At 64.7% G+C, this 25877-nt stretch carries 25 protein-coding genes; 13 read left to right on the top strand and 12 right to left on the bottom strand.

Annotation, left to right across the window (positions count from 1 at the left end):
• Window positions 1-147: 147 nt before the first annotated feature.
• The 9 genes from ACQR03_RS02965 to ACQR03_RS03005 all read left to right on the top strand — a co-directional run bounded on the left by ACQR03_RS02965 (window position 148) and on the right by ACQR03_RS03005 (window position 11480).
• On the top strand, window positions 148-2337 hold the full coding sequence (locus ACQR03_RS02965) for an ATP-binding protein (RefSeq protein ID WP_434840937.1): 2190 nt from the start codon (window positions 148-150) through the stop codon (window positions 2335-2337).
• Window positions 2334-2696 carry an Hpt domain-containing protein gene (locus ACQR03_RS02970; protein ID WP_315749694.1) on the top strand — a complete coding sequence of 121 codons (363 nt, stop codon included), beginning with the start codon at window positions 2334-2336 and terminating at the stop codon, window positions 2694-2696. Before ACQR03_RS02965 ends, ACQR03_RS02970 begins: the two co-directional genes overlap by 4 nt.
• A gap of 163 nt (window positions 2697-2859) precedes the next feature.
• Window positions 2860-3633, top strand: coding sequence for a motility protein A (locus ACQR03_RS02975; RefSeq protein WP_315714499.1), 774 nt, complete (start codon window positions 2860-2862; stop codon window positions 3631-3633).
• Between the two features lie 36 nt (window positions 3634-3669).
• A complete protein-coding gene (locus ACQR03_RS02980) occupies window positions 3670-4500 on the top strand; it encodes a flagellar motor protein MotB (RefSeq protein ID WP_315714498.1) in 831 nt (276 codons plus the stop codon).
• Window positions 4501-4779: 279 nt separating this feature from the next.
• Window positions 4780-6678 (top strand): potassium transporter Kup, encoded by a 1899-nt coding sequence (locus ACQR03_RS02985; RefSeq protein WP_434841201.1) that lies wholly within the window; start codon window positions 4780-4782, stop codon window positions 6676-6678.
• 151 nt (window positions 6679-6829) lie between these two features.
• Complete coding sequence (locus ACQR03_RS02990; RefSeq protein ID WP_434840938.1) at window positions 6830-8752, top strand: potassium transporter Kup; 1923 nt, start codon at window positions 6830-6832, stop codon at window positions 8750-8752.
• 108 nt (window positions 8753-8860) lie between these two features.
• Entirely contained in the window at window positions 8861-9190 is a 330-nt protein-coding gene (locus ACQR03_RS02995; protein ID WP_315714496.1) for a rhodanese-like domain-containing protein, read from the top strand.
• A gap of 9 nt (window positions 9191-9199) precedes the next feature.
• Entirely contained in the window at window positions 9200-10363 is a 1164-nt protein-coding gene (locus tag ACQR03_RS03000) for an aminotransferase (RefSeq protein ID WP_315714495.1), read from the top strand.
• Between the two features lie 10 nt (window positions 10364-10373).
• A complete protein-coding gene (locus tag ACQR03_RS03005) occupies window positions 10374-11480 on the top strand; it encodes a polyamine ABC transporter substrate-binding protein (RefSeq protein ID WP_434840939.1) in 1107 nt (368 codons plus the stop codon).
• A 134-nt stretch (window positions 11481-11614) separates the two neighbouring features.
• Here the strand turns inward: ACQR03_RS03005 and ACQR03_RS03010 are convergent, their stop codons facing one another.
• From ACQR03_RS03010 to ACQR03_RS03040, 7 genes are all read right to left on the bottom strand, one after another.
• The gene (locus tag ACQR03_RS03010; protein ID WP_315714493.1) at window positions 11615-11992 is read right to left on the bottom strand and encodes a VOC family protein; all 378 of its coding nucleotides are present in this window, start codon (window positions 11990-11992) and stop codon (window positions 11615-11617) included.
• Between the two features lie 158 nt (window positions 11993-12150).
• Complete coding sequence (locus tag ACQR03_RS03015; RefSeq protein WP_434840940.1) at window positions 12151-13083, bottom strand: lipid A biosynthesis lauroyl acyltransferase; 933 nt, start codon at window positions 13081-13083, stop codon at window positions 12151-12153.
• Window positions 13084-13099: 16 nt separating this feature from the next.
• The gene (locus ACQR03_RS03020; protein WP_409977896.1) at window positions 13100-14374 is read right to left on the bottom strand and encodes a beta-ketoacyl-ACP synthase; all 1275 of its coding nucleotides are present in this window, start codon (window positions 14372-14374) and stop codon (window positions 13100-13102) included.
• 38 nt (window positions 14375-14412) lie between these two features.
• Window positions 14413-15618 carry a beta-ketoacyl-ACP synthase gene (locus tag ACQR03_RS03025; RefSeq protein ID WP_316171234.1) on the bottom strand — a complete coding sequence of 402 codons (1206 nt, stop codon included), beginning with the start codon at window positions 15616-15618 and terminating at the stop codon, window positions 14413-14415.
• The gene (locus tag ACQR03_RS03030; RefSeq protein WP_315714490.1) at window positions 15615-16085 is read right to left on the bottom strand and encodes a 3-hydroxyacyl-ACP dehydratase FabZ family protein; all 471 of its coding nucleotides are present in this window, start codon (window positions 16083-16085) and stop codon (window positions 15615-15617) included. The genes ACQR03_RS03025 and ACQR03_RS03030 overlap by 4 nt, the downstream gene beginning before the upstream one ends.
• A gap of 9 nt (window positions 16086-16094) precedes the next feature.
• Window positions 16095-16376 (bottom strand): acyl carrier protein, encoded by a 282-nt coding sequence (locus ACQR03_RS03035; RefSeq protein ID WP_006609130.1) that lies wholly within the window; start codon window positions 16374-16376, stop codon window positions 16095-16097.
• A 217-nt stretch (window positions 16377-16593) separates the two neighbouring features.
• The gene (locus ACQR03_RS03040; protein WP_315714489.1) at window positions 16594-16944 is read right to left on the bottom strand and encodes a hypothetical protein; all 351 of its coding nucleotides are present in this window, start codon (window positions 16942-16944) and stop codon (window positions 16594-16596) included.
• Window positions 16945-17181: 237 nt separating this feature from the next.
• Here ACQR03_RS03040 and ACQR03_RS03045 point away from each other — a divergent pair, with 237 nt between their 5' ends.
• The gene (locus tag ACQR03_RS03045) at window positions 17182-17808 is read left to right on the top strand and encodes a ParB-like protein (RefSeq protein WP_315714488.1); all 627 of its coding nucleotides are present in this window, start codon (window positions 17182-17184) and stop codon (window positions 17806-17808) included.
• A 5-nt stretch (window positions 17809-17813) separates the two neighbouring features.
• Here ACQR03_RS03045 and ACQR03_RS03050 read toward each other — a convergent pair whose 3' ends face one another.
• On the bottom strand, window positions 17814-18398 hold the full coding sequence (locus ACQR03_RS03050; protein ID WP_315749700.1) for a peroxidase-related enzyme: 585 nt from the start codon (window positions 18396-18398) through the stop codon (window positions 17814-17816).
• Window positions 18399-18557: 159 nt separating this feature from the next.
• A complete protein-coding gene (locus ACQR03_RS03055) occupies window positions 18558-20312 on the bottom strand; it encodes an ATP-binding protein (RefSeq protein ID WP_315827377.1) in 1755 nt (584 codons plus the stop codon).
• A gap of 479 nt (window positions 20313-20791) precedes the next feature.
• Here ACQR03_RS03055 and ACQR03_RS03060 point away from each other — a divergent pair, with 479 nt between their 5' ends.
• Both ACQR03_RS03060 and hpaD read left to right on the top strand, forming a co-directional pair.
• On the top strand, window positions 20792-21313 hold the full coding sequence (locus ACQR03_RS03060; protein WP_315714485.1) for an Hsp20/alpha crystallin family protein: 522 nt from the start codon (window positions 20792-20794) through the stop codon (window positions 21311-21313).
• A 169-nt stretch (window positions 21314-21482) separates the two neighbouring features.
• Entirely contained in the window at window positions 21483-22400 is a 918-nt protein-coding gene (gene hpaD, locus ACQR03_RS03065) for a 3,4-dihydroxyphenylacetate 2,3-dioxygenase (RefSeq protein WP_315714484.1), read from the top strand.
• 6 nt (window positions 22401-22406) lie between these two features.
• Here the strand turns inward: hpaD and ACQR03_RS03070 are convergent, their stop codons facing one another.
• Window positions 22407-22583: a hypothetical protein gene (locus ACQR03_RS03070; RefSeq protein ID WP_316172358.1), complete on the bottom strand. Its 177-nt coding sequence runs from the start codon at window positions 22581-22583 to the stop codon at window positions 22407-22409.
• Between ACQR03_RS03070 and ACQR03_RS03075 the strand changes: the two genes are divergently transcribed.
• A complete protein-coding gene (locus ACQR03_RS03075; RefSeq protein ID WP_315749704.1) occupies window positions 22583-23101 on the top strand; it encodes a hypothetical protein in 519 nt (172 codons plus the stop codon). The genes ACQR03_RS03070 and ACQR03_RS03075 overlap by 1 nt on opposite strands.
• Before the next feature lie 72 nt (window positions 23102-23173).
• On the opposite strand, the gene ACQR03_RS03080 is transcribed toward ACQR03_RS03075, so the two are convergent.
• Together ACQR03_RS03080 and ACQR03_RS03085 are read right to left on the bottom strand one after the other, a co-directional pair.
• Complete coding sequence (locus tag ACQR03_RS03080; RefSeq protein ID WP_315714481.1) at window positions 23174-23332, bottom strand: hypothetical protein; 159 nt, start codon at window positions 23330-23332, stop codon at window positions 23174-23176.
• Between the two features lie 231 nt (window positions 23333-23563).
• Complete coding sequence (locus ACQR03_RS03085) at window positions 23564-25792, bottom strand: tetratricopeptide repeat protein (RefSeq protein ID WP_316192717.1); 2229 nt, start codon at window positions 25790-25792, stop codon at window positions 23564-23566.
• Window positions 25793-25877: the final 85 nt, after the last annotated feature.

The following is a 25877-nucleotide window of genomic DNA, read 5'->3' on the forward strand; positions in this document are numbered from 1 at the left end:
ATATCGCACACGGTGACGAATTACCCGCAAACAGGCCGGAATTCGCCGAAGGTTGAGCGGCCGTCGCTCGTTGAGAAGATTTTATCCATCAAGCTTTACCTGATGGCTAGCCTGTCCCGATAGGCATGTCGCCCGAGGGCGAAGGACATGCGCAGGCTGATATCGAAATCCGGGCCGTTGTTCGGGCGGCTCGACCGGACCGTCGACAAGATGGTTCGGCTGATCGGACATTTCAGCAGCGCCGCGATCGGCCTCTCGGCGATCGCCCTGGTGTGGGCCGGCATCTTCTACACCATCTCTGAAGAGCATACGCGCACCGAGCAGTCGGCGCTTAAGAACGGCGCCAATCTGGCCCGCGCGTTCGAGGAGCAGATCATCCGCTCGATCCGCGCGGCAGATCAGACCTTGCTCTACGTCCGCGACTCCTATGCCAGGGACCCGCACAACTTCGACATGTCGCTATGGTCGAAGAACAGCCAGTTCCTGTCCGACTTCTCGTTTCAGGTCGTCGTGATCGGCAAGGACGGCATCATGCTGTCCAGCAACATCGATCCGAAGATGCGGGGCCTCGACCTGCGCGACCGCGAGCACTTCCGCGTTCATGCCGACGGCAAGGATGATTTTCTCTTCATCAGCAAGCCGATCTTCGGCCGTGTCTCCAACAAATGGTCGATCCAGTTGACCCGCCGCATCATCATGCCGGACGGTTCGTTCGGCGGCGTCGTGGTGGTCTCGCTCGACCCCGAATATCTGTCGAGCTTCTACAATTCGGTCGATCTCGGCAAGAAGGGCAATGTCACACTGCTCGGTCTCGACGGCATCGTGCGCGCACGGGCCTCTGCGGGTCCAGGGGGCGTCGGATCCTCGCTCGCCGGCAGCCCGGTGATGAGCGCCATTCAGCACAGAAGCAGCGGCTTCTACACCTTCAATAGTCTGATCGACGGCGTCACGCGCATCTACTCGTTCCAGCGCATCAAGGATCTGCCGCTGGTGGTCATCGTCGGTCAGGCCTCCGAGGAGATCTTCAGCGCCTTCAAGCTCAACCGCGATCGTGATCTGCTGGTCGGAGCGTTGTTGACGGTGGTCATCGGCATCATCACGATCCTGATTGCGCGCTATCAGGCGGGGCTTGCCGCCTCGCGTGATGCCGCCGAGGCAGGTACGCGGGCGCGCTCCGAATTCCTGGCGATGATGAGCCATGAGATACGCACGCCGATGAACGGCGTCATCGGCCTTGCCGATCTCTTGCTGTCGGCGGACCTCGCGCCGGAGCAGCGCAAGATCGCGACCACCTTGCGCGAGTCGGCCGACTATCTGTTGCAGCTGCTCAACGACGTCCTCGATTTCTCCAAGCTCGATGCCGATCGTCTGGAGATCGAGCACATCGAGTTCGACCTGCACCGGTCGGTGACGGCGACCGCCGAGCTGCTGGTGTCCCGCGCCAAGGAAAAGGGTCTGCAGCTGACGACCTCGATTGCGCCGGAAGTGCCGAACTACGTGGTCGGCGATCCCGCGCGATTGCGCCAGGTGCTGTTCAACCTGGTCGGCAATGCGCTCAAATTCACCGAATCGGGCGGCGTCCATATCGATGTCCGTGCCGAGAACCTTGCCGGGCCGCACCTGACGCTGGTGTTCTCGATCGCCGATACCGGCGTCGGCATTCCCGCAGACGCCGTCAGCCGGCTGTTCAAGCAGTTCTCGCAGGTCGACAATTCCATCTCGCGCCGCTTTGGCGGCACCGGTCTGGGGCTCGCAATCTGCAAGCGCCTCGTCACCTGCATGGGCGGCGACATCACGGTGCAGAGCAAGGTGGGGGAGGGCAGCACCTTCACCTTCTCGATCCAGGTCCAGACGCAGCCGGACGTCGAGCAGGTGAGCGCGCCCGAGGCGACCATCGTGCCGGTCGGTGAGACGATCGCCGAGGAACGTCCGGGCAGCCTCGAGCCGCTGAAGATCCTCGTTGCCGAGGACAATCTGACCAATCAGTTCGTCATCAAGAAGCTCCTGGACAAGCTCGGTCACCGCTACGACATCGTCGAGAACGGAACCCAGGCGATCGCGGCCGTGCAGAGGCAGGCCTACGATCTCGTGCTGATGGACATGATGATGCCCGAGATGGACGGGCTGACGGCGACGCGGATGATCCGCTCGCTGCCGCCGCCCGCCCAGGACATCTACATTGTTGCCCTGACGGCCAACGCCACCAGCCAGGATCATCTGGCTTGCACGGACGCCGGCATGAACGACTTCGTGACCAAGCCGGTCACGCGCGATCGACTGAATGCCGCTCTGCTTCGCGCGGCCGCTGCTACACACAAGGAAAGGCTTGTCGCATGACCGACTGGGTGCAATTCGACGAATCCGTCTATCAGATCCTGGTCTCCGAGCTCGGCGAAGAGGATGCGCTGGAGGTCCTGCGCACGTTCCTCGACGATACGTCCGGAAAGTTCGGCACGCTTGCGGCCAAGTTCGAGGATCGCCTCGAACTGAGGCGTGAGGCGCATTCGATCAAGAGCTCGTCGGCGACGTTCGGTTTCTCGGCGCTGTCGCGCCTGTCGCGTGAACTCGAGGTGGGATCGGCGACGATGGAGCCGGCGCAGATGCTGGAGATGGTCCACAAGATGCAGCGATCATTCGATCAGTCGGCCGTCTTCGCCGCGGCGAACCTGCTGAAGTCCGGATCCTCAGCCGCTTGAGCGAGTCGGCGTGGTCTGCGGCGCTGCTGTTTACCTTTCATTATGCCTACCGAATTCAGTAACTCGTCCTTAATGGCGGACATCTAGTCTCGTGACATGCGGTCCAGAAGCACCGCGTCGGTCCGGCAGGGTCGTGGTTTGCGTACGCGGGTGGAGTTGACTCATGGATATTATGACGAGTGCGGGGCTCGTGGCTGGCGTGATCGTCATCGCGACGATGATGCTGCTGGGCGGCGATCTCGAGATGTTCGTCAGCGAGCACGCCGCAATCATCATCTTCGGCGGTTCGATCGCAGCCACCATGATTCGCTTCCCGCTGGGCGTCATGCTGCACGGCGTTCCGCTTGGAATGAAGTACGCTTTCACCATGAGCCGCCTGTCGGCCCGCGAACTCGTCGACGAGCTCGCCCGCATTGCCGAGATCGCGCGCAAGCAGGGCCCGGTCGGCCTGGAAAAGGTCGAGACCGACGAGCCGTTCCTCGCCAAGGGAATCCGCTACGTGGCCGACGGCTACGACCTCGAATTCATCCGCGACAATCTCGAGCGTGACCGCGACAATTTCCTGATGCACCTGGACGAAGGCAGCAAGATCTATCGCGCCATCGGCGACTGCGCCCCGGCGTTCGGCATGGTCGGCACGCTGATCGGCATGGTGCAGATGTTCGCCAACATGACCGATCCCTCGAAGCTCGGCCCGTTCATGGCGACCGCGCTGCTCGCGACCCTGTACGGCGCGTTGGTGTCGAACCTGATCTGTCTGCCGATCGCCGACAAGCTGCATGGCAAGCTGCTGGACGAGGAAACCAACCGGACGCTGATCATCGACGGAATTCTGATGATCCGCGACTCCAAGAGCCCCGCCCTGGTCCGCGAAATGCTCCTGGCCTATCTGCCCGAGAAGCATCGCCATGCCGAAGGCGAGCCCGTGCCGGCCTGATCGGCTGCGGCGGGGCGATCCGGGGTGGGGTAGGCAATGGCCAAGAAGAAGAGGGGCGATGCGCATGGCGGCGGTCACGGCTGGTTCGTGACCTTTGCCGACCTGATGGGACTTCTGGTCAGCTTCTTCGTGATGCTGGTCGCGTTCTCGACCATGGACAACAACAAGCTGAAAGTCGTCGCAGGCTCGATGCGCGACGCCTTCGGCGTGCAGTCCGAGTCGCGCTATTCGGGCATCGTGGAATCCGACGGCCTGCCGACCCGGCCGAAGCTCAAGAACGCCGCCCACATCTCGCCGGAGGAGACCGCGCGCGAGCCCAGCCCCGAGCAGGAGGAGCGCCAGCATACCAATGGCGCCAAGCTGAAGATCGATCGCCAGTTCGCGCTGGCGTCCGCCTCGCTGCGTCAGGCGCTGCAGGACATGCCGGAGATGACCGAGATCTCCAAGCACATCATGTTCGAAGAGACCAAGCAGGGGCTCAACCTGGAGATCGTCGACCAGGACGGGCGGTCGATGTTCGCGGATGGCTCGAAGGTGCCCTTCGACCGCACGCGACGCCTGATCGAGAAGCTGGCCGCACCGCTCAAGGCGACACCGCTTCGGGTCCAGATCACCGGGCACACGGCCGCCGGCTTCGTTCCCGCCCGGAGCGATTATGATGGTTTCGACCTGTCGGCGGACCGCGCCAACGCAGTACGCCAGATCCTGGAGCGGGAAGGGTTGCCGGCGAGCCACATCTACGCGGTCTCCGGCAAGGCGGATAGCCAGCCACTGTTCCCGGACGATCCCTCGCTGGCCGCCAACCGCCGCGTGACGATCACCTTGATGCGGGAAGACCCGCCATTGCCGCCCGATCTGAAGCCGTAGCCGGGACGCTTCGCTTCCCGCATCATATTGCCGCACGGGCGACTGCGAACGGCAACGAGGAGCATCAGCAGGCACTTGATTCGCCTGAGGCAGATCCGACATCTGCCTCAGGGTGCTTGGGCTAAAGGCACTTGCCGCGATGCGGCATGCGACATCTGTGTCAGCCGTGCCGTTTGGTTGCGGGCTGGGAACATAGGTCTGCTTACGGTAGAGACTTGACCTGCGAACGGTCTACGTTCACACGCGCCGGGCCAAACAGGGAAGATGCGTTCCGAGCACATGACGGCCAGCGCGACATCGACCGAAGGACAGGACACCGCGAGTACGTCGGGGTTCTGGGGGCTGACGCTAGGCAGCATCGGCGTGGTGTTCGGAGACATCGGCACCTCGCCCCTCTACGCCTTTCGCGAGGCCGCGCACGGCGCTGCTCAGGGGCACCCGGTGTCGCGGATCATCGTGCTCGGCGTGCTCTCGCTGATCCTCTGGTCGCTGTTCATCGTGGTGACAGCCAAATACGTCCTGCTGCTGCTCCGCGCCGACAATAACGGCGAGGGCGGAACGCTGTCGCTGATGGCGCTCGGACAGCGGGCTTTGGGTCGGCGCAGCCTGTTCCTGATGTCGCTGGGCGTGATCGGCGCTTCGATGTTCATCGGAGACTCGATGATCACGCCGGCGATCTCGGTGTTGTCGGCGGTCGAAGGCCTCAAGCTCGCCGCGCCTGCGCTCGAGCATTATGTCGTGCCGTTGACCGTGTTCATCCTGGTCGTGCTGTTCGCGGTCCAGAGCAAGGGGACGGCGCGCGTCGCCTCCGCCTTCGGCCCGGTCATGGTCACGTGGTTCACCGCCCTCGCCGTGATGGGGCTGGTCCACATCCGCGACGACCCCTCCGTGCTCGCGGCCATCAATCCCTATTATGCGGTGCAGTTCCTGCTCTCGCACGGCACGATCGGGCTGGTCACCCTGGGCGCGGTGTTCCTCGCGGTCACCGGCGGCGAGGCGCTCTATGCAGATCTCGGTCATTTCGGCCGCAAGCCGATCCAGTCGGCCTGGCTGTTCTTCGTGCTTCCGGCGCTGCTGATCAACTATTTCGGGCAGGGCGCCCTGGTGCTGTCCGATCCCGCCGCGATCGAGAATTCGTTCTACCGGATGGTGCCTGAACTGTTGCTGCTGCCGCTGGTGGTGCTGGCCACCGCCGCCACTGTCATCGCGAGCCAGGCCGTGATCACGGGCGCCTATTCGCTGGTCAGCCAGGCGGTCCAGCTCGGCCTGCTGCCGCGTTTCGAGGTGCGCTACACGTCGGAGAGCCATGCCGGCCAGATCTATCTGCCGCGGGTCAACCGGCTGCTGCTGATCGGCGTGCTGCTGCTGGTCCTGCTGTTCCGGACCTCGAGCAATCTCGCCTCCGCCTACGGCATCGCAGTGTCCACCACCATGGTCGCCGACGGCATCATGGGCTTCGTGGTGATCTGGAAGCTGTGGAACTTGCGTGCGGCCGTGGCGGCTGCCGTGATCGCTCCCTTCGTCATCGTCGATATGACCTTCTTCAGCGCCAACCTGCTGAAGCTCCTCGAAGGAGCCTGGGTTCCGCTGCTATTCGGTGCCGCGATGGTCGTGACGATCTGGACCTGGCGGCGTGGTTCGGCGATCTTGGTGCTCAAGACGCGCAAGATCGAGGTTCCGCTGGATGACCTGATCACCAGCCTGGAGAAGAGGCCTCCTCACATCGTCAAGGGCACGGCGGTGTTTCTCACGAGCGATCCGACCTCGGTGCCGACCGCATTGCTGCACAATCTCAAGCACAACAAGGTGCTGCACGAGCACAACGTGATCCTGACCATCGAGACCGCACAGACGCCGCGGGTCGATGTCTCGGAGCGCGTGCGCATGGAGAAGATCAGCGAGAAGTTTTCCAAGGCGCGGCTGCGCTTCGGATTCATGGAATCCCCGAACGTGCCGCGCGCGCTCGCGGTGGCGCGCAAGCTCGGCTGGCAGTTCGACATCATGTCGACGTCGTTCTTCGTCTCGCGCCGCTCGTTGAAGCCATCGTCCCAGTCGGGCATGCCGACCTGGCAGGACCATCTCTTCATTGGTCTGAGCCGGTCGGCCAACGACGCCACGGACTATTTCCAGATTCCCACGGGCCGGGTCGTCGAGGTCGGTACCCAGGTAACGATTTGATCGGTTGGTCTTCCCTGATGTCCCATGTATGCCTAAATGCATGGCTGAGGCGCATTCCCGACAGGTCCGTCGCAACGCGCTGCCGCTATAAGCCGCGCGCTCTGCCGCGTTGTGCAGTGAAGCATTAACGAGTCCTCGAGGGGGCTACCCCATGACAGTCGACGTCGCAGCTACGCCCGCGGAAGCGCCGGCGACCAACGGGCATGGCAACGCACACTCCACGGCGAGCTTTGCGGCGCTGACACTGGGAAGCATCGGTGTCGTCTATGGCGACATCGGCACCAGCCCGCTGTACGCGTTGCGCGAAGCGGTCATGGCTGCGAGCAGCAGCGGCGAACCTGCGCCTCACGCCGTGATGGGGGTGATCTCGCTCATCCTGTGGGCTCTCATCGTCGTCGTGACCCTCAAATACGTCGTGATCCTGCTGCGCGCCGACAACCACGGCGAGGGCGGAACGCTGGCGCTGATGGCGCTCGCCCAGCGCGCGGTCACGCGCGGCGCCAGCGTCATCGTTCTGCTCGGTATCGTCAGCGGCGCGCTGTTCTATGGCGACGCGGTGATCACGCCGGCCCTGTCCGTCCTGTCGGCGATCGAGGGCATCAAGCTGGTGACGGCGGCGTTCGATCCCTACGTCGTGCCGCTCACGGTCATCATCCTGGTCATGCTGTTCGCGGTCCAGGTGCGCGGCACGGCCAAGGTGGCGGCGTTCTTCGGCCCGATCATGCTGATCTGGTTCCTGGTGATCGGGATCGCGGCGTTGCCGCCGATCCTGCACCATCCGGAGGTGCTGTGGGCGATCAACCCGCTGCATGCCGTGTCGTTCATGCTTCATCACGGGATCATCGGCTTCATCACGCTCGGCGCGGTGTTCCTGGCCGTCACCGGCGCCGAGGCGCTGTATGCCGACCTCGGCCATTTCGGCAAGCGGCCGATCCAGACCGCCTGGCTGTTCATCGTGCTGCCGTCGCTGGCGCTGAACTATCTGGGGCAGGGGGCGCTGGTGATCGCCGACGCGAAGGCGATCGAGAACCCGTTCTTCCTGATGTTCCCGGATTGGGCGCTGATCCCGATGGTCGCGCTCGCCACCATGGCGACCGTCATCGCGAGCCAGGCCGTCATCACCGGTGCCTATTCGCTGACCCGGCAGGCGATCCAGCTCGGCCTGCTGCCGCGCTTCGAGATCCGTCACACCTCCGAGGCGCATTCTGGCCAGATCTACATTCCGCGCATCAACAAGCTGCTGCTGATCTCGGTCATGCTGCTCGTGCTGATGTTCAAGTCGTCCAGCGCGCTGGCCTCGGCCTACGGCATCTCGGTCACCGGCACCATGGTCGTGACGGCCATGATGGGCTTCGTCGTGATCTGGAAGGTCTGGCGGTGGTCGCCGTTCGCGGCCGCCGCGCTGATTGCGCCGTTCCTGTTCCTGGACCTGACCTTCCTGGCGGCGAACCTCCTGAAGGTGTTCGAAGGCGGCTGGGTGCCGCTGGCGCTGGGCGGCTTCGTGATGACGCTGATGTACACGTGGCGGCGCGGCAGCCGGCTCTTGTTCGACAAGTCGCGCAAGCTCGAATTCCCGCTCGCCGATCTCGTGACCATGCTTGAGAAGCGTCCGCCGCAGCGGGTGGCCGGCACGGCCGTGTTCCTGACCAGCGATCCCTTGAGCGCGCCGACCGCGCTGATGCACAGCCTCAAGCACTACAAGGTGCTGCACGAAAAGAACGTGATCCTAACGATCGAGACCGCGCCGACGCCGCGCATCGAGCCGTCCGAACGCGTTCGCCTCGAGCAGATCAGTCCGACGTTTTCCAAGGTGACGCTGCGCTTCGGCTTCATGGAATCGCCCAACGTGCCGCGCGCCCTGGCGATCGCGCGCAAGCTCGGCTGGCAGTTCGACATCATGTCGACCTCGTTCTTCCTGTCGCGCCGTGCGCTGAAGCCGGCTGCGCACTCGGGCATGCCGCGCTGGCAGGATCACCTGTTCATCTCGATGAGCCGCTCCGCCAACGATGCGACCGACTATTTCCAGATCCCGAGCGGGCGGGTGGTGGAGGTCGGCACCCAGGTCACGATCTGAGCTCGAGACCCATCCCGTCAGCGTGCCGAAGCGCTTGATTTTCGCAGCGTCTGGGGTGAGTTTGGCGGCCGGATCAGGGCCGATACGGCCCCGCTGAAGGCTTGGAGGATGGGCGTGGCTGTTGTGCACGATTTGACCCCGCAGGACGTGGCCCAGGGGATCGCGGAAGGGCGAATTCTTCTGGTTGACGTGCGCGAGCCGAATGAAGTTTCCGCGGAAGCCTATCCCGACGGCGTCGTCGTTCCGCTGTCGGGCTTCGACCCGAAGCTGATCCCGGATCCCCAAGGCAAGGACGTCGTGTTCGCCTGCCGCTCTGGCAAGCGCTCGGTGACGGCATCGCTCGCCGCGCAGGCCGCCGGGCTGCCCTACGACAAGCATCTCCAGGGCGGTATGCTCGGCTGGAAGGCGGCCGGCCTGCCGACCAGGACCGGCGGCTGACAGGCGATCATGATCTCGCAGAACAAGGTCTTCGCCGACCTGCCCGTCACCATTTTCGAGCAGATGTCGCAGCTCGCGCGCGACAACGACGCCATCAATCTGGGGCAGGGCTTTCCCGACGATCCGGGTCCGGAGGATATCCGCCGCGCCGCAGCCGACGCGGTCCTCAACGGCTACAATCAGTATCCGTCGATGATGGGCCTGCCGGAGCTGCGCCAGGCCATCGCCGCGCACTACAAGCACTGGCACAAGCTCGATCTCGATCCGATGAGCGAGGTCATGGTCACCTCCGGCGGCACCGAAGCGCTGACGTCGGCGATCCTGTCGGTGGTCGAGCCGGGCGACGAGGTGATCTGCTTTCAGCCGGTCTATGATTCCTATCTGCCGATCATCCGCCAGGCCGGCGGCATTCCGCGCCTCGTCCGCCTCGAGCCGCCGCATTGGCGGCTCTCGGAGGAGATGCTGCGGCAGGCGTTCTCACCAAAGACCAAGGCGGTGCTGTTCAACAACCCGCTCAACCCGGCCGCGGTGGTCTACCCGCGCGAGGACCTCGAGCTGTTGGCACGCTTCTGCCAGGAGTTCGACGCGGTCGCGATCTGCGACGAGGTCTGGGAGCACGTCGTGTTCGACGGCCGCGCGCACATTCCGCTGATCGCGATTCCCGGGATGCGCGACCGCACCATCAAGGTCGGCTCGGCAGGCAAGATCTTCTCGTTGACGGGCTGGAAGATCGGCTTCGTCTGCGCCGCGCCGCATCTGTTGCGCGTGGCCGCCAAGGTGCATCAATTCCTGACCTTCACGACCGCGCCGAACCTGCAGGTCGCGGTCGCCTACGGCCTCGGCAAGTCGGACGACTATTTCGTCAACATGCGCAGCGAGCTTGCGCGCAGCCGCGACCGGCTCACGGCCGGTCTCGAAAGCCTGGGCTTTCCCGTGCTGAAGGCGCAGGGAACCTACTTCCTGACCGTCGACCTTTCGCCACTCGGCCTCAACGAGACCGACGAGCAGTTCTGCCGCCGCATCGTCCACGACTACAAGGTGGCCGCCATCCCGGTGTCGGCGTTCTACGAGACGGATGCCGTGACCTCCGTGGTGCGGTTCTGCTTTGCCAAGAAGGACGCAACCCTGGATACGGCGCTGGAGCGCCTGTCGGACGCCATCCACCGGCGCTAGGAGACAAGTGATGACGCGCGGCTGCATGGGTTCGGCTCTGGCGCTGGCCGTCGCGGCGTTGACGCTTTCCGTAACGGCGGGGCGCGCCGAGGAGCGCGTCGTCAACTTCTACAACTGGTCGAACTACATGGCGCCCGGTGTCCTTGACGACTTCACCAAGGAGACCGGCATCAAGGTGGTCTACGACACGTTCGACGCCAACGAGACCCTGGAGACGCGGCTGCTCGCCGGCAAATCCGGCTACGACGTCGTGGTGCCGACCGCGTACTTCCTGCAGCGTCAGATCAAGGCAAAAATCTTCCAGCCGCTCGACAAGTCGAAGCTGCCGAATCTCGCCAATGCCTGGCCTGTCGTGACCGAGCGTCTCGCCACCTACGATCCCGGCAATCAGTTCGCCGTCAACTACATGTGGGGCACGACCGGGATCGGCTACAACGTCAAGGCGGTCGAGAAGATCCTGGGTCCCGGCGCGCGCATCGACAGCTGGGACATGGTGTTCAAGCCGGAGAACCTCGCCAAGTTCAAGGATTGCGGAGTCCACATGCTGGATTCCGCCGACGACATCTTTCCGGCGGCGCTGAACTATCTCGGCATCGACCCGAACTCGGTCAGGCAGGCCGACCTGGAGAAGGCGGCCGAGGTGGTCGGCAAGGTCGCGCCATCGGTGCGCAAGTTTCATTCGTCGGAATATCTGAGCGCGCTCGCCACCGGCGAGATCTGCCTCGTCGTCGGTTGGTCCGGCGATATCATGCAGGCGAGGAGCCGTGCCGAGGAAGCGAAGAACGGCATCGAGATCGGCTATGCGATCCCGAAAGAGGGCGCGCAGATGTTCTTCGACAATTTTGCCATTCCCGCCGACGCCCAGCACGTCGCCGAGGCTTATCAGCTGATCAATTATCTGTATCGGCCCGAGGTCGCGGCGAAGAACTCGGACTTCCTGTCCTATGCCAACGGCAACCTGGCCAGCCAGAAGCTGATCGACCCGAAGATCCTTGGCGACAAGAACATCTATCCGGACGACGCGACCTTGAAGAAGCTGTTCGTCATCACCGCACGTGAGCCGGCGACGCAGCGGATCATCAACCGGCTCTGGACCAGGGTGAAGACGGGCAGGTGATGACTCCCGTCATTCCGGGATGGTGCGCAAGCACCAGACCCGGAATCTCGAGATTCCGGGTTCGATGCTGCGCATCGCCCCGGAATGCCGAGACTTGATCGCTTGGTTTGATCTGACAAATCGGTTGAGATCGATCACGTCATCCGGTGCATCGCGCAGAGCTTGTTGCCGTCGAGGTCGCGCAGGTAGGCGAGATACAGCTTGCCGGCCGAACCTTCACGAACACCGGGCGGGTTTTCGCAGGTGGTGCCGCCGGCTTCGAGCCCCGCCGCATGCCAGGCATCGGCTTGTTCGGGCGAGCTGCAGGCAAAGCCGATGGTGCCGCCATTGGCAGGGGTCGCGGGCTGGCCGTTGATCGGCTTCGACACCGAGAAGATGCCGGTCGGTGTGATGTAGAAAATGCGGTGGCCGTCGACCCTGGCGGGGCGCACGCCCAGCGTCCCCAGCAGCTTGTCGTAGAAGGCCTTGGCCTTGTCGAGGTCGTTGGTGCCGATCATCACGTGCGAAAACATTCGCGCTTGTCCTCCCTGGAGCTTCCGAACAGCCGTCGGATACGCGGCAAAGGTAGCGAGCGGCGATGGAAGAGGTAAGAGTTTTCTTCGAATGGCCCGTCAGCGGTAGAAGATGCTGCAGTCCCACTTCCTCGTGGTGGAATTTGCCCGGGCGCCGACTACCGCCAGCGCCGGTGCAGCCAGAGCCATTGCTCAGGATATTCGCGGACCCAACTCTCGACGACGTCGGTGATCGCCTGCGTCGTGCCCTGGATGTCGATCTGTCCGTCGGCCGTCCGTACCGGCTTCACTTCCTCCGAGACTTCGGCGCGGAAGCGATTGCCGGGGAGGCGGATGATGCGCACGCCATGCACCGGGCATTCGACCTGGCGTAAGAGGCGGGCCAGCATCGGATTGGCGCGGGTCTTGCGGCCGAAGAACGTCACCTCGACGCCGCCGGTCAGGTACTGATCGACCAGCATGGCAACGTGCTGGCCGTTCTTGAGCGCCTGTGCCAGCCGCAGCGGCGCATCGCGGCCGGCCGGGACGAGTGTGCCCATCTTGACCTGCCGTATCTCCTGGATGATGCGGTCGGCGGCGGCGATGTTGGGTCGACGATAAAGGATCGCCGTATCGAGCTTATGGGCGACCGCCGCCAGCGCCGGCATCTCCCAATTGGCGAGATGGCTGGCAAAGATCAGGGCTGGCTTGCCGTCGAGACGGAGCTGATGAAACAGCTCATGGGTGCGCGGCGACAGCTCGATCCGGCTGCGCTCGGGATGCGCCTCGTCGTAATCCCAGATCTTGTCGAGATGGGCGAACTCGGCGCCGACGCGGCCGAGATTGTCCCACACGCCGGCGAGGATTCTCTCGATCTCGTCGGGCGATTTCTCCGGGAAGGCCGCGGTGAGATTGTCGCGACCAATGCGCTGCTCGCGCAGGCGTGGCCCGATCATCTGCGCAATGCGCGCGAAGCGGTCGGCCGTCTTCTGCGGGTCGAAATAGCGCGTGGTCCTGAGCATTCCGACCGTCAGCGCGCCGACGGCGGAAGCCCCGGCCGACTTCACGGCTCGGCGGATCACGAGCTTGGTCCGGAGGGGCAGGAGACTCATCGATGGCAGCGGCGGATCAGGCCGGTTCGCGCGTCAGGATCAGCGAGGCGTTCTGGCCGCCGAAGCCGAACGAATTCGACATCACGGTGGTGACGCGCGCATCGCGGGCCTTGTTGCCGACGACGTCGAACAGGATCGCGGGATCCGGAATGTCGTAGTTGATGGTCGGCGGAATGCGCTGATGCTCGAGCGTCTGCAGCGAGAAGATCGCCTCGACCGCGCCGGCTGCCGAGATCGTGTGGCCGACCATCGACTTGTTCGACGACACTGGAATCTTGCTGGTGTGCTCGCCGAACACGGCGGAGACGCCGACATATTCCATCTTGTCGTTCTCGGGCGTGGCGGTGCCGTGGGCATTGATATGGTCGATCTGCTCAGGGGCCATGCCGGCATCGGCGAGCGCCTTGCGGATGCAGCCGATGATCGGCTTGCCGTCCGGCGAGGAACGGGTGCGGTGGAAGGAGTCGGTCAGCTCGCCGCAGCCAGCGACGACGCCGAGGATCTTGGCGCCGCGCGCCACGGCCGCGTCGTAGCTTTCCAGCACCAGCGCGCCGGCGCCCTCGGCCATCACGAAGCCATCGCGGTTCTTGGAAAACGGCTTGGAGGCGGCCTGCGGCGGGTCGTTCTGGGTCGACAGCGCCGACAGCAGCGAGAAGCGCACGAGCCCTTCCGGATTGACCGAGCCTTCGGTGGCGGCGCATAGCGCGACGTCAGTCTCACCGCGTCGGATGGCTTCGACGCCGAGCTGGATCGCGGTCGCGCCGGAGGCGCAGGCGGTCGACAGCGAGATCGGCGAGCCCTTGGTGCCGAAGGTGTCGGACAGCGAATCGGCGACCGAGCCGAACAGGAAGCGGTGGTGATAGTTGACGAACTTGCCGCCGCCGCAGACCTTCAGCAGGTCGTCATAGGTGAACTGAGTGCCGCCAACCTCGTGCGCGAGCTCCAGACGCTGGGGCCACTCGATCTCGACCGGCGCCACGGCGAGAAACAGCGGGCCCGGAAAATCGCCCTTGCTGCCGATTCCAGCCTGCGCGATGGCTTCCTCGACAGCCATGTGACCGAGCCGCTCGGACAGTCCCGTCGACGTGAACGGCGCCACGGGGACGAAATCGACCGTGCCGGCCATGGTCGTCTTCAAGCCGTCGATCGGAAACCGCGTGATGGTGCGGATTCCGGACTCGCCGGCCACGAGCTTGTTCCAGTTATCGGACTTGCCGGCCCCAAGGGAGGTGACGATGCCCATCCCGGTCACGACCACGATGGGGCGTCCAAACTTGTCGCGTACACTCATGATGTCCCCCGTCGTGTCTTCTTAAGGCCGTGCCGCGTTCACTTGACTGCTTCGACCAAGGCCATGCCTTCGCCGCGGTAATGGCCGGCGCCGACCACCACGATCTGGGCCGGAGCATCCTTCATGTCGGTCTCCACGCCCGAGGCGTCACCCGGCGCGAACAGCGCGCCGCGCGAGATCGAGAGCGCAGCGAGCGCGAGACCGAGCGCGAACTGCGCCTCCATCGAATGGCCGAAGCGGGTCCCGCTCGAGCGCACCGCGAACGCCTTGTGATGGTCGAGGAATGCGCGCTCCTCCGACGTCACCGGCTCGGCGCCGGTCGCGCCGGTGATGATGGCGCCGGGGGCCTCGTGGACGTCGAGCGCCGACCACAGACGGTCCAGCGTTCCCGTCACCGCGCCTGCCTCCTTGCGGCGGGCGCGGTCGGCGACGACCTTGCTGAGCCGGGCCAGCGGCTTGGCGCCGCGGGCCTCGGCATGCGGCCTGGATTCCAGCACCAGGAACGCGCCGGCCGATCCGAGCGCGAAGCCCGGATGGTCCTTGCGGGACCAGACCGGCTTGAATTCGTTCTTCAGATTGTAGTCGCCGAACTCGTACAGCACGAGCAGATCCTTGCGCTCGCCATTGTGCGAGCCGCCGACCAGCGCGATGTCGCTCTGGCCGCCGGCGATGCGGGCCAAAGCGATCTTGAACGCGTCGACGCCCGCAACCTCCTCGCCCATGAAGGTGCGCGAGGTGCCGCAGACGCCGTGCGAGATCGCGATGTTGCCGGCGAGCAGGTTGGACAACTGCGCCAGGAACAGGGTCGGGCGCAGGTCGCTCATCAGCCGATCGTTCAGGAAGCCGGGCGTGCAATTGCCCTGGGCTTCCGCGTTGAGGATCGCGGTGTCGACGGAGATGTCGCGCTCACCGCCGCCCGCGGCGACGATCATGTCCATCCGCGACAGGATGTCCTTGTTGCCCTTGAGGCCGGCGGAATCCAGCGCAAGCCCGGCGGCATAGGTGCCGATGCGCTGCCACGCCTCCATCTGGCGCTGCTCCTTCTTCGGGATCTGCGCTTCCAGATTCACCTTGGCCCAGGGATGCACGATGTAGGGCGCGAAACCCTGCTCATCGACGTTGATCTGGCCGGAGTTGAGGGCGTCCCAGTTCGCATCGAGTCCCTCGCCAAGCGAGGTCGCAAGACCGATACCGGTGATCCAGACTTCGACGGGTTCGGAGGTCACGGTTGTCGTCTCACTCATCGCTGCAGGACCTGTTGCGGAAAGCCGACGCGCTCGGCGACGGCGTCCATGTGCCCGCGCAGCTCCGGATTGGGGAAGGGGACGTGACTGAAAGTGATGGTCGCATTCGAACGCAGTTTGCCGCCGACCTTCACGCGCGCTTCGGTCATGGCGTAACCGGAGCCCTCGTGCAGCACGTTGGCCTCGACGGTCAGCACCTCGCCCGGCGACACGAAGCCGCGCATCTTGGCCTCCTTGACTGCGGCAAGGAACGGCATCCGCTCGAACTTCATCAGCGCGAGCAGCAGCCAGCCCGATGTCTGCGCCATCGATTCGATCAGGAGAACGCCGGGCATGATCGGATAGCCCGGGAAATGTCCTTCGAAGATCGTGCTTTCGGTGGGGACCTTGGCTTCGACGGTGATGGTCTTCTCGTCCAGCCGGAGATCGAGAATGCGGTCGATGAGCAGGAAGTATTCGATCTGCATGGCGGGCGCTCACGCGCCCTTGGCGGCGACCAGCTCGTCGATGCGGGCGCACAGGTTCTTCAGCACGAAATACTGCTCGGTGCTGGCTTTGCCGTCGTTGACTTCCTGCGTCCACTTCTCGAGCGGCAGCTTGATCCCGAAGGCCTTGTCGATCGCAAATGCGATGTCGAGGAAATCGAGGCTGTCGATGCCCAGATCGTCGATGGCATGGCTATCCGGCGTGATCGTGTCGCGCGGGATGTCGCAGGTTTCAGCGATGATCGTGGCGACCTGATCGAATGTTGAGGACATCACTAAGCCTTTGATATTTTGGAGCTAATCCGGTAGGTGGCGACGGGAGGACACCGCGCCCCCGGGGCCGTCTGATGCGAGCCCTTCTACCCCCGTCGCCCGGGAGTCGTGTGCCCGTATATCGGAGCGACGCGGTGAGTTCAATGGAGCCGGACACGGCGGTTGTGGCGGGATTGTGATGCCTCGTCGGCCGCGGCAGCCGCGTCCAGCAGGGGGATCAGGGCGTGTAGGTCTCGGTGATGATGCGGGCGCAGTCGCGCCGTCCGGTCAGCAGGCAGTCCTGGGTCTTGCGCAGGTCGGCAATGCTCATCGCCAGCCAGATGCCGATCGCGGTCAACGCGACCGTGAAGGCGATGGCGGCGATGTTGGCCAGGATGCGGTGACGGAAGTCATCGGGCTCCTCGCGGGGCTGCTCATACCGGGAGAGATCGAGTGTCGGTCGCTCGCCCCGATGCAGCTGAATCGGCGGACTGCCGCCCTCGGTGACGCGCCGCACCGGACTGCTGCGCGGCCGGAACGGCACCACGCGATGCTCTTCCTCCGCTGCAATGGGGCGCTGGGACTTCATGCCTCGACTCCGATGGTCCGTTCTAGCACGCAGGCCCGACCTCTCACAAAGAAACTTTGCCATAATTGAGCTGCATCAGCAAAGCATCTCGCTCCTCGAATGCATCCAATCGGCGCCCGCTCCGCGGGTGATTGGAACCTGCCGCGGCCGGTCCGAACGGCGTCGCAGCTACGGGCAGATGCGCTGGAACGGCTCGGCAGGCGTGGCATAATGCTGATCATCCCCCGGAGCCCAGCCATGGCCAATACCCGCGAGCCGCTGCTTCATCCCGTGCCGATCCTGTCGCTGCGCCCGACGCAGATGACCGTGGGCATGCGCGAGGTGAAGGAGAAACGCGAGCGCTGGCGCGAGCACAAGTCGAAGAAGAAGCAGGCCGAGCTGCTCGGCAAGCACATGATCCCGGTGGTGCTTGGTCCCGATGAGCGGCACTACGTCGTCGACCACCATCACCTCGCCCGCGCGCTCCATGACGAGGGCGTCAAGGACGTGCTGGTCACGGTGATCGGCGACCTCTCGATGGTCGATCGCGAGGCGTTCTGGGGCGTGATGGACAACAAGCGCTGGGTCTATCCTTACGACGCCAAGGGCGAGCGGCGGCATTTCAAGGATCTGCCGAAGTCCGTCGCGAATCTGAAGGACGATCCGTTCCGCAGCCTGGCCGGCGAGCTGCGCCGCGCCGGAGGCTTCGCCAAGGACACGACGCCGTTCAGCGAGTTCCTATGGGCCGACTTCCTGCGCCGCAAGGTCAAGCGCAAGACGGTCGAGACCCATTTCGCCGCCGCCATGGAGCACGCGCTGGCGGCCGCAAAGAGCCACGACGCGGTCTATCTGCCGGGCTGGTGCGGGCCGGCGTCGGACGACTGATCGTCTCACTTGGTCTTCGGCAGCCGCCCCATCAGGTAGAACTCGTCGTTGGGCCGCATGCCCGTGACATTCGCGATCCGGTTCGACAGCGCGAAGAACGCCGCGATCGCGGCGATGTCCCAAATGTCGTCGTCGCCGAAGCCGTGGCCGGCCAGCGCCTTGAAATCGGCATCCCCGACCGTTTGCGCCTCGAGCGCCACCTTCATCGCGAAATCGAGCATCGCCCGCTGCCGTGGCGTGATGTCGGCCTTGCGGTAGTTGATCGCGATCTGGTCGGCGATCAGGGGATTCTTGGCGCGGATGCGCAGGATCGCGCCGTGCGCGATCACGCAATACTGGCACTGGTTGGCGCTCGAGGTCGCGACCACGATCATCTCGCGCTCGGCCTTGGTCAGCCCGCCGTCCTTCTCCATCAGCGCGTCGTGATACGCAAAGAACGCGCGGAACTCGTCCGGCCGGTGCGCAAGTGTCAGGAACACGTTGGGCACGAAGCCGCTCTTCTCCTGCACGCCGAGCAGGCGGGTGCGGATGTCGTCCGGCAGCGCATTGATTGCGGGGACGGGGAAGCGGCTGATGGCGGGCTGGGTCATGGCAACGGGTCCGGCATGCGTGGCAGGGGGCGAACCTTAGTCGATCGCGGCGCAGGCGCAACGGTCCAGCTCGGTCCATCACCCGCCAGTGGTGGAGCGCCCGCAACGCCTCCTCGGCAGCCGTCGTCGGTCGGGATTAAAGAGGGGCCGCCGCCGGCTTTAGCGCAGCGGCTTCTTCAGCAGGGAGAAGCGGTCCGGGTCGAGACCCATCGATGGCTGCAGCATTGGCGCGTCCAGCGAGGCGGACAGGCTGCCGCGATCTCCGAGGTTGCCGGCGCCGCTGTCGCCGCTCGACGCGTCCCGGCTCGAGGTCGCTCCGCGCCAGCGCTCCAGCACCGCACTGACGAAATGCATGTCGTGTCCGGCATTGACCGAGCGGACGGTCGCGATCGTCGCCTCGCTGCGCGGCAATTGATGCAGCGGCACCTCCTTGAAGCGCAGCCGGGTCGGCAGCGCGACGCCTTCGCCGAACGCCAGCACCTCGCGGGTGCCGAGCGAGGGAACGAAGGAGAGCAGGTTGGCGGCGGCATCCGACACCGCCGAACGCAGCAGCGACTGGTCGCGCTCGTTGGCGAGCCGCATCGTGAACAGCGTGTTGCACTGGGAGATGATGGTGGCGTCGAGCTCGGCCGGCCGCTGGGTGATCAGGCCGAGATAGACGCCGTATTTCCGGCCTTCCTTGGCGATGCGCGAGATCGCCTTGCGGGTCGGGCCGAAGCCGATCGAGCGGTCGGCCGAGGCGTAACGGTGCGCTTCCTCGCAGACGAACAGCAGCGGCGAGACGCCGTCGCTCCACAGGCCGAAATCGAACGCCATGCGGCACACGACCGAGACCACGGAATCGACCACCTCGGCCGGGAAGCCGGCGAGCTGCATGACCGTCATCGGCCGGCCGTTGGCCGGCAGGCGGAACAGGTGGCTGATGACCTCGGCCATGGTGTCACCGCCGACATTGGCGTTGTCGAACATGAAGGCGTAGCGCGGATCGTTGCGTACCGTCTCGATCCGCGAGATCAGCTTGTGATAGATGATGCGCGAGGAGCGGTTCTCGAGCTTGCCCATGCGCTCGTCGATCAGGTTGATCAGGTCGACGAGGCGGTAGGGCACCGGCGTATCGACGGTGTAGCCGACGGTCTTCGGGTCGATGCGCTTGAGCCCGATGCGGTCCGTGTTCTGGTATTGGGTGTAGATGCCCTTCGCCAGCGGGATCACTTCGGCCAGGATGTCGAGCTCTTCCGGCACGCCCGGCCGGCCGCCGAAGAGGACGTCGACGATCTCCTCGAAATTGAACAGCCAAAACGGCAGCTTCAGGTTGCGCGGGTTCAGCACCAGCGCCTTTTCACCAAAGCAGCGGCCATATTCGTTGTGGACGTCGAGCAGGAAGATGCGCAGGTTCGGCCGCGCCTTCAGGATCTCGTTGAGCAGCAGCGACACGCCGGTCGATTTGCCGACGCCGGTCGAACCGAGCACGGCGAAGTGCTTCGACAGCATTTCCTCGACATTGACGCAGGCGCGCACGGAGGTGTCCTGCTGCAGCGCGCCGATGTCGATGTGGTCGCCGGCGGTCGGCGTGTAGATCGTGCGCAGCTCCTCGCTCGTGATCATGTCGACGGCGTCGCCGATGGTCGGGTAGTGGGTGACGCCGCGCTGGAACTTGGGCCGCTCGGCCGGTCCGAGAATCTCGCCGAGCAGGTCTACCGAAGCCGTCGCGACGTATTCGTTGGCACGCGAGAGGTCCTCGCTGGTCACCTCGGTGATGATCGCAATGATCGTGGCGCTCGGGCAGCGAATGCTGATGAAACGGCCGACTGTCGCGCGGATATCGGAGACGTTCATCTGCTGTGTCGACAGAATGCCGACGCGGGCCTGGGAGCCCCGCACCGAGATCACGCGTCCGAAGGATGTCACGGTCATGAAACCTGTGGTGAATTGTTGAATTGACACCTTCTCTGCTGGGACTGGAAAATTTGTTAAGCGGGCAACGTTTGTGACTGTGCCGCCCGCCCAGCCCGGTGGTCGGAGGGTCGCGCGGGGCGTTGCGATCGCACCTCCTCAATGGGACCTAAGGCCTTGCACTGTAAGGCTTTCTCAATCCTTTCCTCAAGCGTCGCGCGAACCGTTCGGGTTAACGTCCGGTTCACCATCTCCAAGGCTCTTCCTGAACGGCTCTTCGGCTGTGGAGGCCCCGGCGCCGAAAGAAACCTGGAGGGGCTGCCGCGCCGATCCGAACCTCCAGCCGCTCAGCGATTTGATCGCAATCAATCTGGAACCCGGGCGTGCCGGCTATATTTTTCCCGTCAAGCGCGAGGGAGCGGATGCCGGCCGATCAACGAAATCGGTCGCGCCCATGCCGTTGCGGACCCGATCCTCGCGTGAAGCAGGAGGATGATGTTATGGCTGAACCTACCAAGCTGCCCGTCAACACCGAGAAGGCAGGTGCGCCATCCATGCAGGGATGGCGGCCGTTCGAGAACCTGCGCCGCGAGATCGATCGCGTGTTCGAGGACTTCCACGGCGGGATCTGGCGCACGCCGTCGCTGTTCGACCAACTGCCGGGCCTGGCCCGCGCACGGTCCTTTGCCGTGGCGCCGGCGGTCGACGTCGCCGAGCACGACAATGCCTACGAGGTCACCGCTGAGCTGCCCGGCCTCGACGAGAAGAACGTCGAGGTGAAGGTTGCGAGCGGCGTGCTCTCGATCAAGGGCGAGAAGCAGGAGGACAAGGAGGAGAAGAAGAAGGACTATTACGTCCGTGAGCGCAGCTTCGGCTCGTTCGAACGCTCCTTCCAGATCCCCGACGGCGTCGACACCGACAAGATCGAGGCCGTGTTCAAGCAGGGCGTGCTCAAGGTCACCCTGCCGAAGAAGCCCGAGGTACAGAAGGCCGCCAAGACCATCGACATCAAGGCGGCGTGACCGCATCTCGTGGCTGTCCGTCCCATGATCATGGGACAGACGATGGATCGGACACCAAGGAAGGGCCGCGCGTGCGGCCCTTTTTTTCGCGGAGCTGCAGGGGTAATCTGCCTTCCAAGCAAACGGTCGGCGATGCCGGCCGGGGAACGACCGGAAGGGAGACGAGAGGATGGGCAAGCTCGCACTGGCGGCCAAGATCACGCACGTGCCGTCGATGTATCTCAGCGAGCTGGATGGTCCGGCCAAGGGCAAGCGACAGTCGGCGATCGACGGTCATATCGAGATCGGCCGGCGCTGCCGCGAGGCCGGCGTCGACACCATCGTCGTGTTCGACACCCATTGGCTGGTCAATGCCGGCTACCACATCAATTGCGCGCCGCATTTCGAGGGGCTCTACACCTCGAACGAGCTGCCGCACTTCATCGCCAACATGACCTATGAATACGACGGCAACCCGGAGCTGGGCCACATCCTCGCCGAGGGCGCCAACGCCCATGGCGTTGCCACCATGGCCCACGATGCGACGTCGCTGGCGCTGGAATACGGCACCTTGGTGCCGATGCGCTACATGAACCCCGACCGCCACTTCAAGGTCGTCTCCGTCTCGGCGCTGTGCACCTCGCATTATCTCGCCGACAGCGCCAAGCTCGGCTGGGCCTTCCGCCGCGCGGTCGAGGATCATTACGACGGCACGGTGGCCTTCTTCGCCTCGGGCTCGCTGAGCCATCGCTTTGCCCAGAACGGCACCGCCGACGAGTATCGCGACCGGATGTTCAGCCCGTTCCTGGAGCGGCTCGACCACGAGGTGATCCAGATGTGGGAGCACGGCGAGTGGCCGGATTTCTGCGACATGTTGCCGGAATATGCCAGCAAGGGCCATGGCGAGGGCTTCATGCACGATACGGCCATGCTGCTCGGCGCGCTCGGCTGGAACCACTACGACCGCGGCGTCGAGGTGGTGACGCCGTTCTTCCCGTCATCGGGGACGGGCCAGATCAACGCGGTGTTTCCGGTCTCGCCGATGCCGCATGTGCTCGACGACGTCGGCCGGCCGCGCGCCGCCGCACTCGCGGGCGGTCGGCTGTAGCGCCTCTCACCAGACCTCCGGATGCCGGAGCACCTCGATGATGTCCTCGGGATAGATCTGATCGGCGGTCGCCGTGAGCTCGGCTGGTCGCCGCCATTTGCTCGGTGTTGAATGCTCGGTGTTGAACCGCCGCGTCGGCCGCGCGACCAATGCGGGACGGATCGGAGGCCGGTGACCGTTCAATGCTGACGAGAATTCTGCTGCTGACCGCGATGCTCATCGCGCCGGGCATTGCCACTGCGCAGGCGCCGCATCGCGAAGCCTGCAACGTCGAGGCCGACGTCACCGACCGCGATCCGAATGGTGCCAATGTCCGTGCCGAGCCTGGCGGCAGCATCGTCAAGGTCCTGAAAAATCCGACCAGCGATGGCTGGATCGTCGTGCATCTCGTCGCGCAGCAGGGCGACTGGTTCGAGATCGACCGGGCCATGCTGAACGACGTCGATCAGGGCAAGGAGACCGTGATCTTTCAGGGCAGGGGCTTCCTGCATCGGAGCATCGTCGGCGCCGGCGGCCTGCAGAACGGCGCGGCGATCTACCGCGATCACGCCACGTCGAGCGCGAAGCTCGACCCGCATGCGAGCGGTGACCAGTCGGTCGAGCTGCTCGGCTGCTTTGGCGACTTCGCCAAGATCCGCGTCAAGAAGGGCATCGGCTGGACCCGGCAGCTCTGCACCAACATGGTGACGACCTGCTCGTGACAGCGTGCGCTCGCCGAGCTCCGTCGCGGGCAGCCCGTTGACCACGGCTGCGTTGCAGGTCGTCGCGCCTGCTCAGGCCGCGCGCTGCTGGTGCTGCGACAGCCGCTCGCGCTCGCGCCGGCACCCGGCCGCGAATTGGCGCAGCCGCTCGATCGTCAGCGCGTCGGTGATGCTCCGCTCGAGCCGCTCGGCCCGCTCGATCTGATCGTCGAGGTCCATCAGCTTGGTCATGTCCCGTCTCCCTGGCCAGACAATTTGAAGCAAATTGCATCGTTCCGGCCGGATGAGGATCGTGGTGAATGACGGGTTAATTCCGTGATCGGGCGCACGCTGGAAGGATCGTCCCGGCGAGCCGACGATGGACCGGCGGGACTGCGTCGTCGACGCATCGCAAGCGTCGGCATGGGTCGAACGGCGCACGGGCGCGACGCTGTGCCGGCCGGACGAGATCTGATTCAAGCGCTAGCCGGTCGTCGCTCGTGCGCAATAGTCATGCCAGAACGTCCGGTATCCCTGTTCTACATGCTGCGTGTAGAGCGCGCCGTTTCCGGCGGCTGAATTCAACACCCTGGCGGGCAGCTCGGCCCGGAGCGCGGCAAGCTCGCCGGGCCGCGAGCAGAATTTCAGCGTTGTCGCGAGATAGCCTTCGTCGTCATCGGCGACCCACGCGTCGAGGCCGACTGCCTTGACGATCGCGCCGCCCGCCCGTGCCGAGGGGGTGCTGCCAAGCTTGGTGACGACAGGCACGCCCATCTGCAGCGCCTCCCACGTCGAGATGCCGCCATTTTGCGGGAACGGATCGAGTGCGATGTCGATATCGGCGAACGTCGCAAGATGCTCCTCGCGCGACGTCTTTCCGACGCAACGGACGCGTTCCGCGGCGATGCCGTGGGCGACGAAGCGGGCGATCAAGCCGTCGCGCAGCAGGGGATCGTTCATCGCATGGTTCTTGACGACGATCATCGAGCCCGGCGTCGCAGCCATCAGCTTCGACCATAGAGCCAGAGTCGGCTCCGAAAACTTGTCGGCGCGATTGAACGAGCCGAAGGTGACGTGTCCGTTGCGAAGCATCGGCAGCGGCGACGGCGGAATTGGAGGCGGCGGTTCGATCGTGATCAGCGACGGCAGATCGTAGATCTTTTCGGCAAACAGATGCCGGACCGCGGCCGGAATCGTCACCGCATCGGCCAGCAGATAATCCATCACGGGCAATCCGGTGCCAGTGACGCTGCCGACGGCCGAGACCTGGATCGGGGCAGGCTTGCGCGCAAACAGCGTGAGCCGGTGGCCGGCGGAATGTCCCGAGAGGTCGACGAGGATGTCGATCTTGTCGGCCCGGATCTGCTCGTCGAGCTTGTCGTCGGTCAACTGCCAGGCCTCGACCCAGCGATCGACCAGCGAACGACACAGCTCGGTCTTGGCGTCCCTCGTCGGTGAACACGAATAGGCAACGATTTCGAATTTGGCGCGATCGTGATGGCGAAGGATCGGCAGGAAGCCGAGAGCGGCCGAATGCTCACGGAAATCGGACGACACGTAGCCGACGACAAGGCGCCGGTCCGGGTCCAGATTCCGCTCGCCGAGCGGCAGACGCGGCAACCGCGAGCCGATCGCCTCCCACCAGTGTCTCCGTTCTGCCTGGAGACGTTCGACCCCGACGTCGGGCAGGAAATCCAGCGCGAAGATCTTCTTGGTGATCGCGTCCTCGTAGTCCGGATTGATCGCGAGCGCGCGGTCGTAATCCGCAATCGCCGTGGCGATGTCGCCTTGCATCGCGGAGCAGACCCCGAGCAGGGTCCAGGCGCTCTCCTGCTTCGGGTTCTGCGCCAGCATCTTGTCGATGAGCGAGGTCGCCAGGGCGATGTTGCCGCGGACGAGCGAAACCGTGGCCTTGCCGCGCAGGGCGTCTTCCAGCAGCGGTTCGAGGGCCAATGCCGCGTCAAAATCGGCTTCCGCCTCGGCGAACTTGCCCTGCTCCTGATAGGCTCGCCCGCGCTGGGCGAGGGCAGGGGCCGCAGTCGGATTGATCGCCAGTGCCGACGTCAGCGCGGCCACTGCAGTATCGAAGTTCCGCAGGTTCATGCTGACCAGGCCCTTGCCGAACAGGGCCGTCAGCAGCCGCGGCTGCAGCGCGAGCGCGCGATCGAAGCTCTGACCGGCGTCTTCGTACCGGCCCGTGAGCAGCAGCGCCATCCCGCGATTGGCGTGCGCGTCGCCATAGCCGGGCTTCAGCGCGATGGCCCGGTCGTGCGCGGTGATCGCCTCCTCGAAACGCGACAGGCTCATCAGCGTGTTGCCGAGATTGGTGAGCGCGGTCGGGAAGTTCGGCTGGAGTCCGATGGCGCGTTCGTAACGGGTGCGAGCCTCGTCATAGCGGCCGAGCCGGAACAGCGACAGGCCGAGATCGGACTGGGCTTCGGCCGAGCGCGGGTCGACCTCGGTCGCCCGTGCCAGGACGCGCACGGCTTGGTCGAACCGGCCGCAGTCCCGTTCGGAGACGCCGAGCAGATGCAGGGCCCCGAAATGCTGCGGCAGGTCCTGCAGGATCTGCTGGCACAGGGCCTGAGCCTCCGGATGCCGGCCTTCGCGGTAGGCCTTGACCGCCGCTGGCAACAGCACGTCCGCCTGTTTCTTGGCCCGCTTTTGCAGCCTTGCGTTCTGGAAGGCACGGGAGCCGACGCTGCTTTGCAAAGTGTTTTCCTCCACAGAACCGGTCCATTGCTCGCAATGGTTGTTCCGTCATCGCCGATTCGCAATGAGCAGACGTTAACGCGCG

The sequence above is a fragment of the Bradyrhizobium sp. HKCCYLS3070 genome (assembly GCF_051167575.1).
Classification (GTDB): domain Bacteria; phylum Pseudomonadota; class Alphaproteobacteria; order Rhizobiales; family Xanthobacteraceae; genus Bradyrhizobium.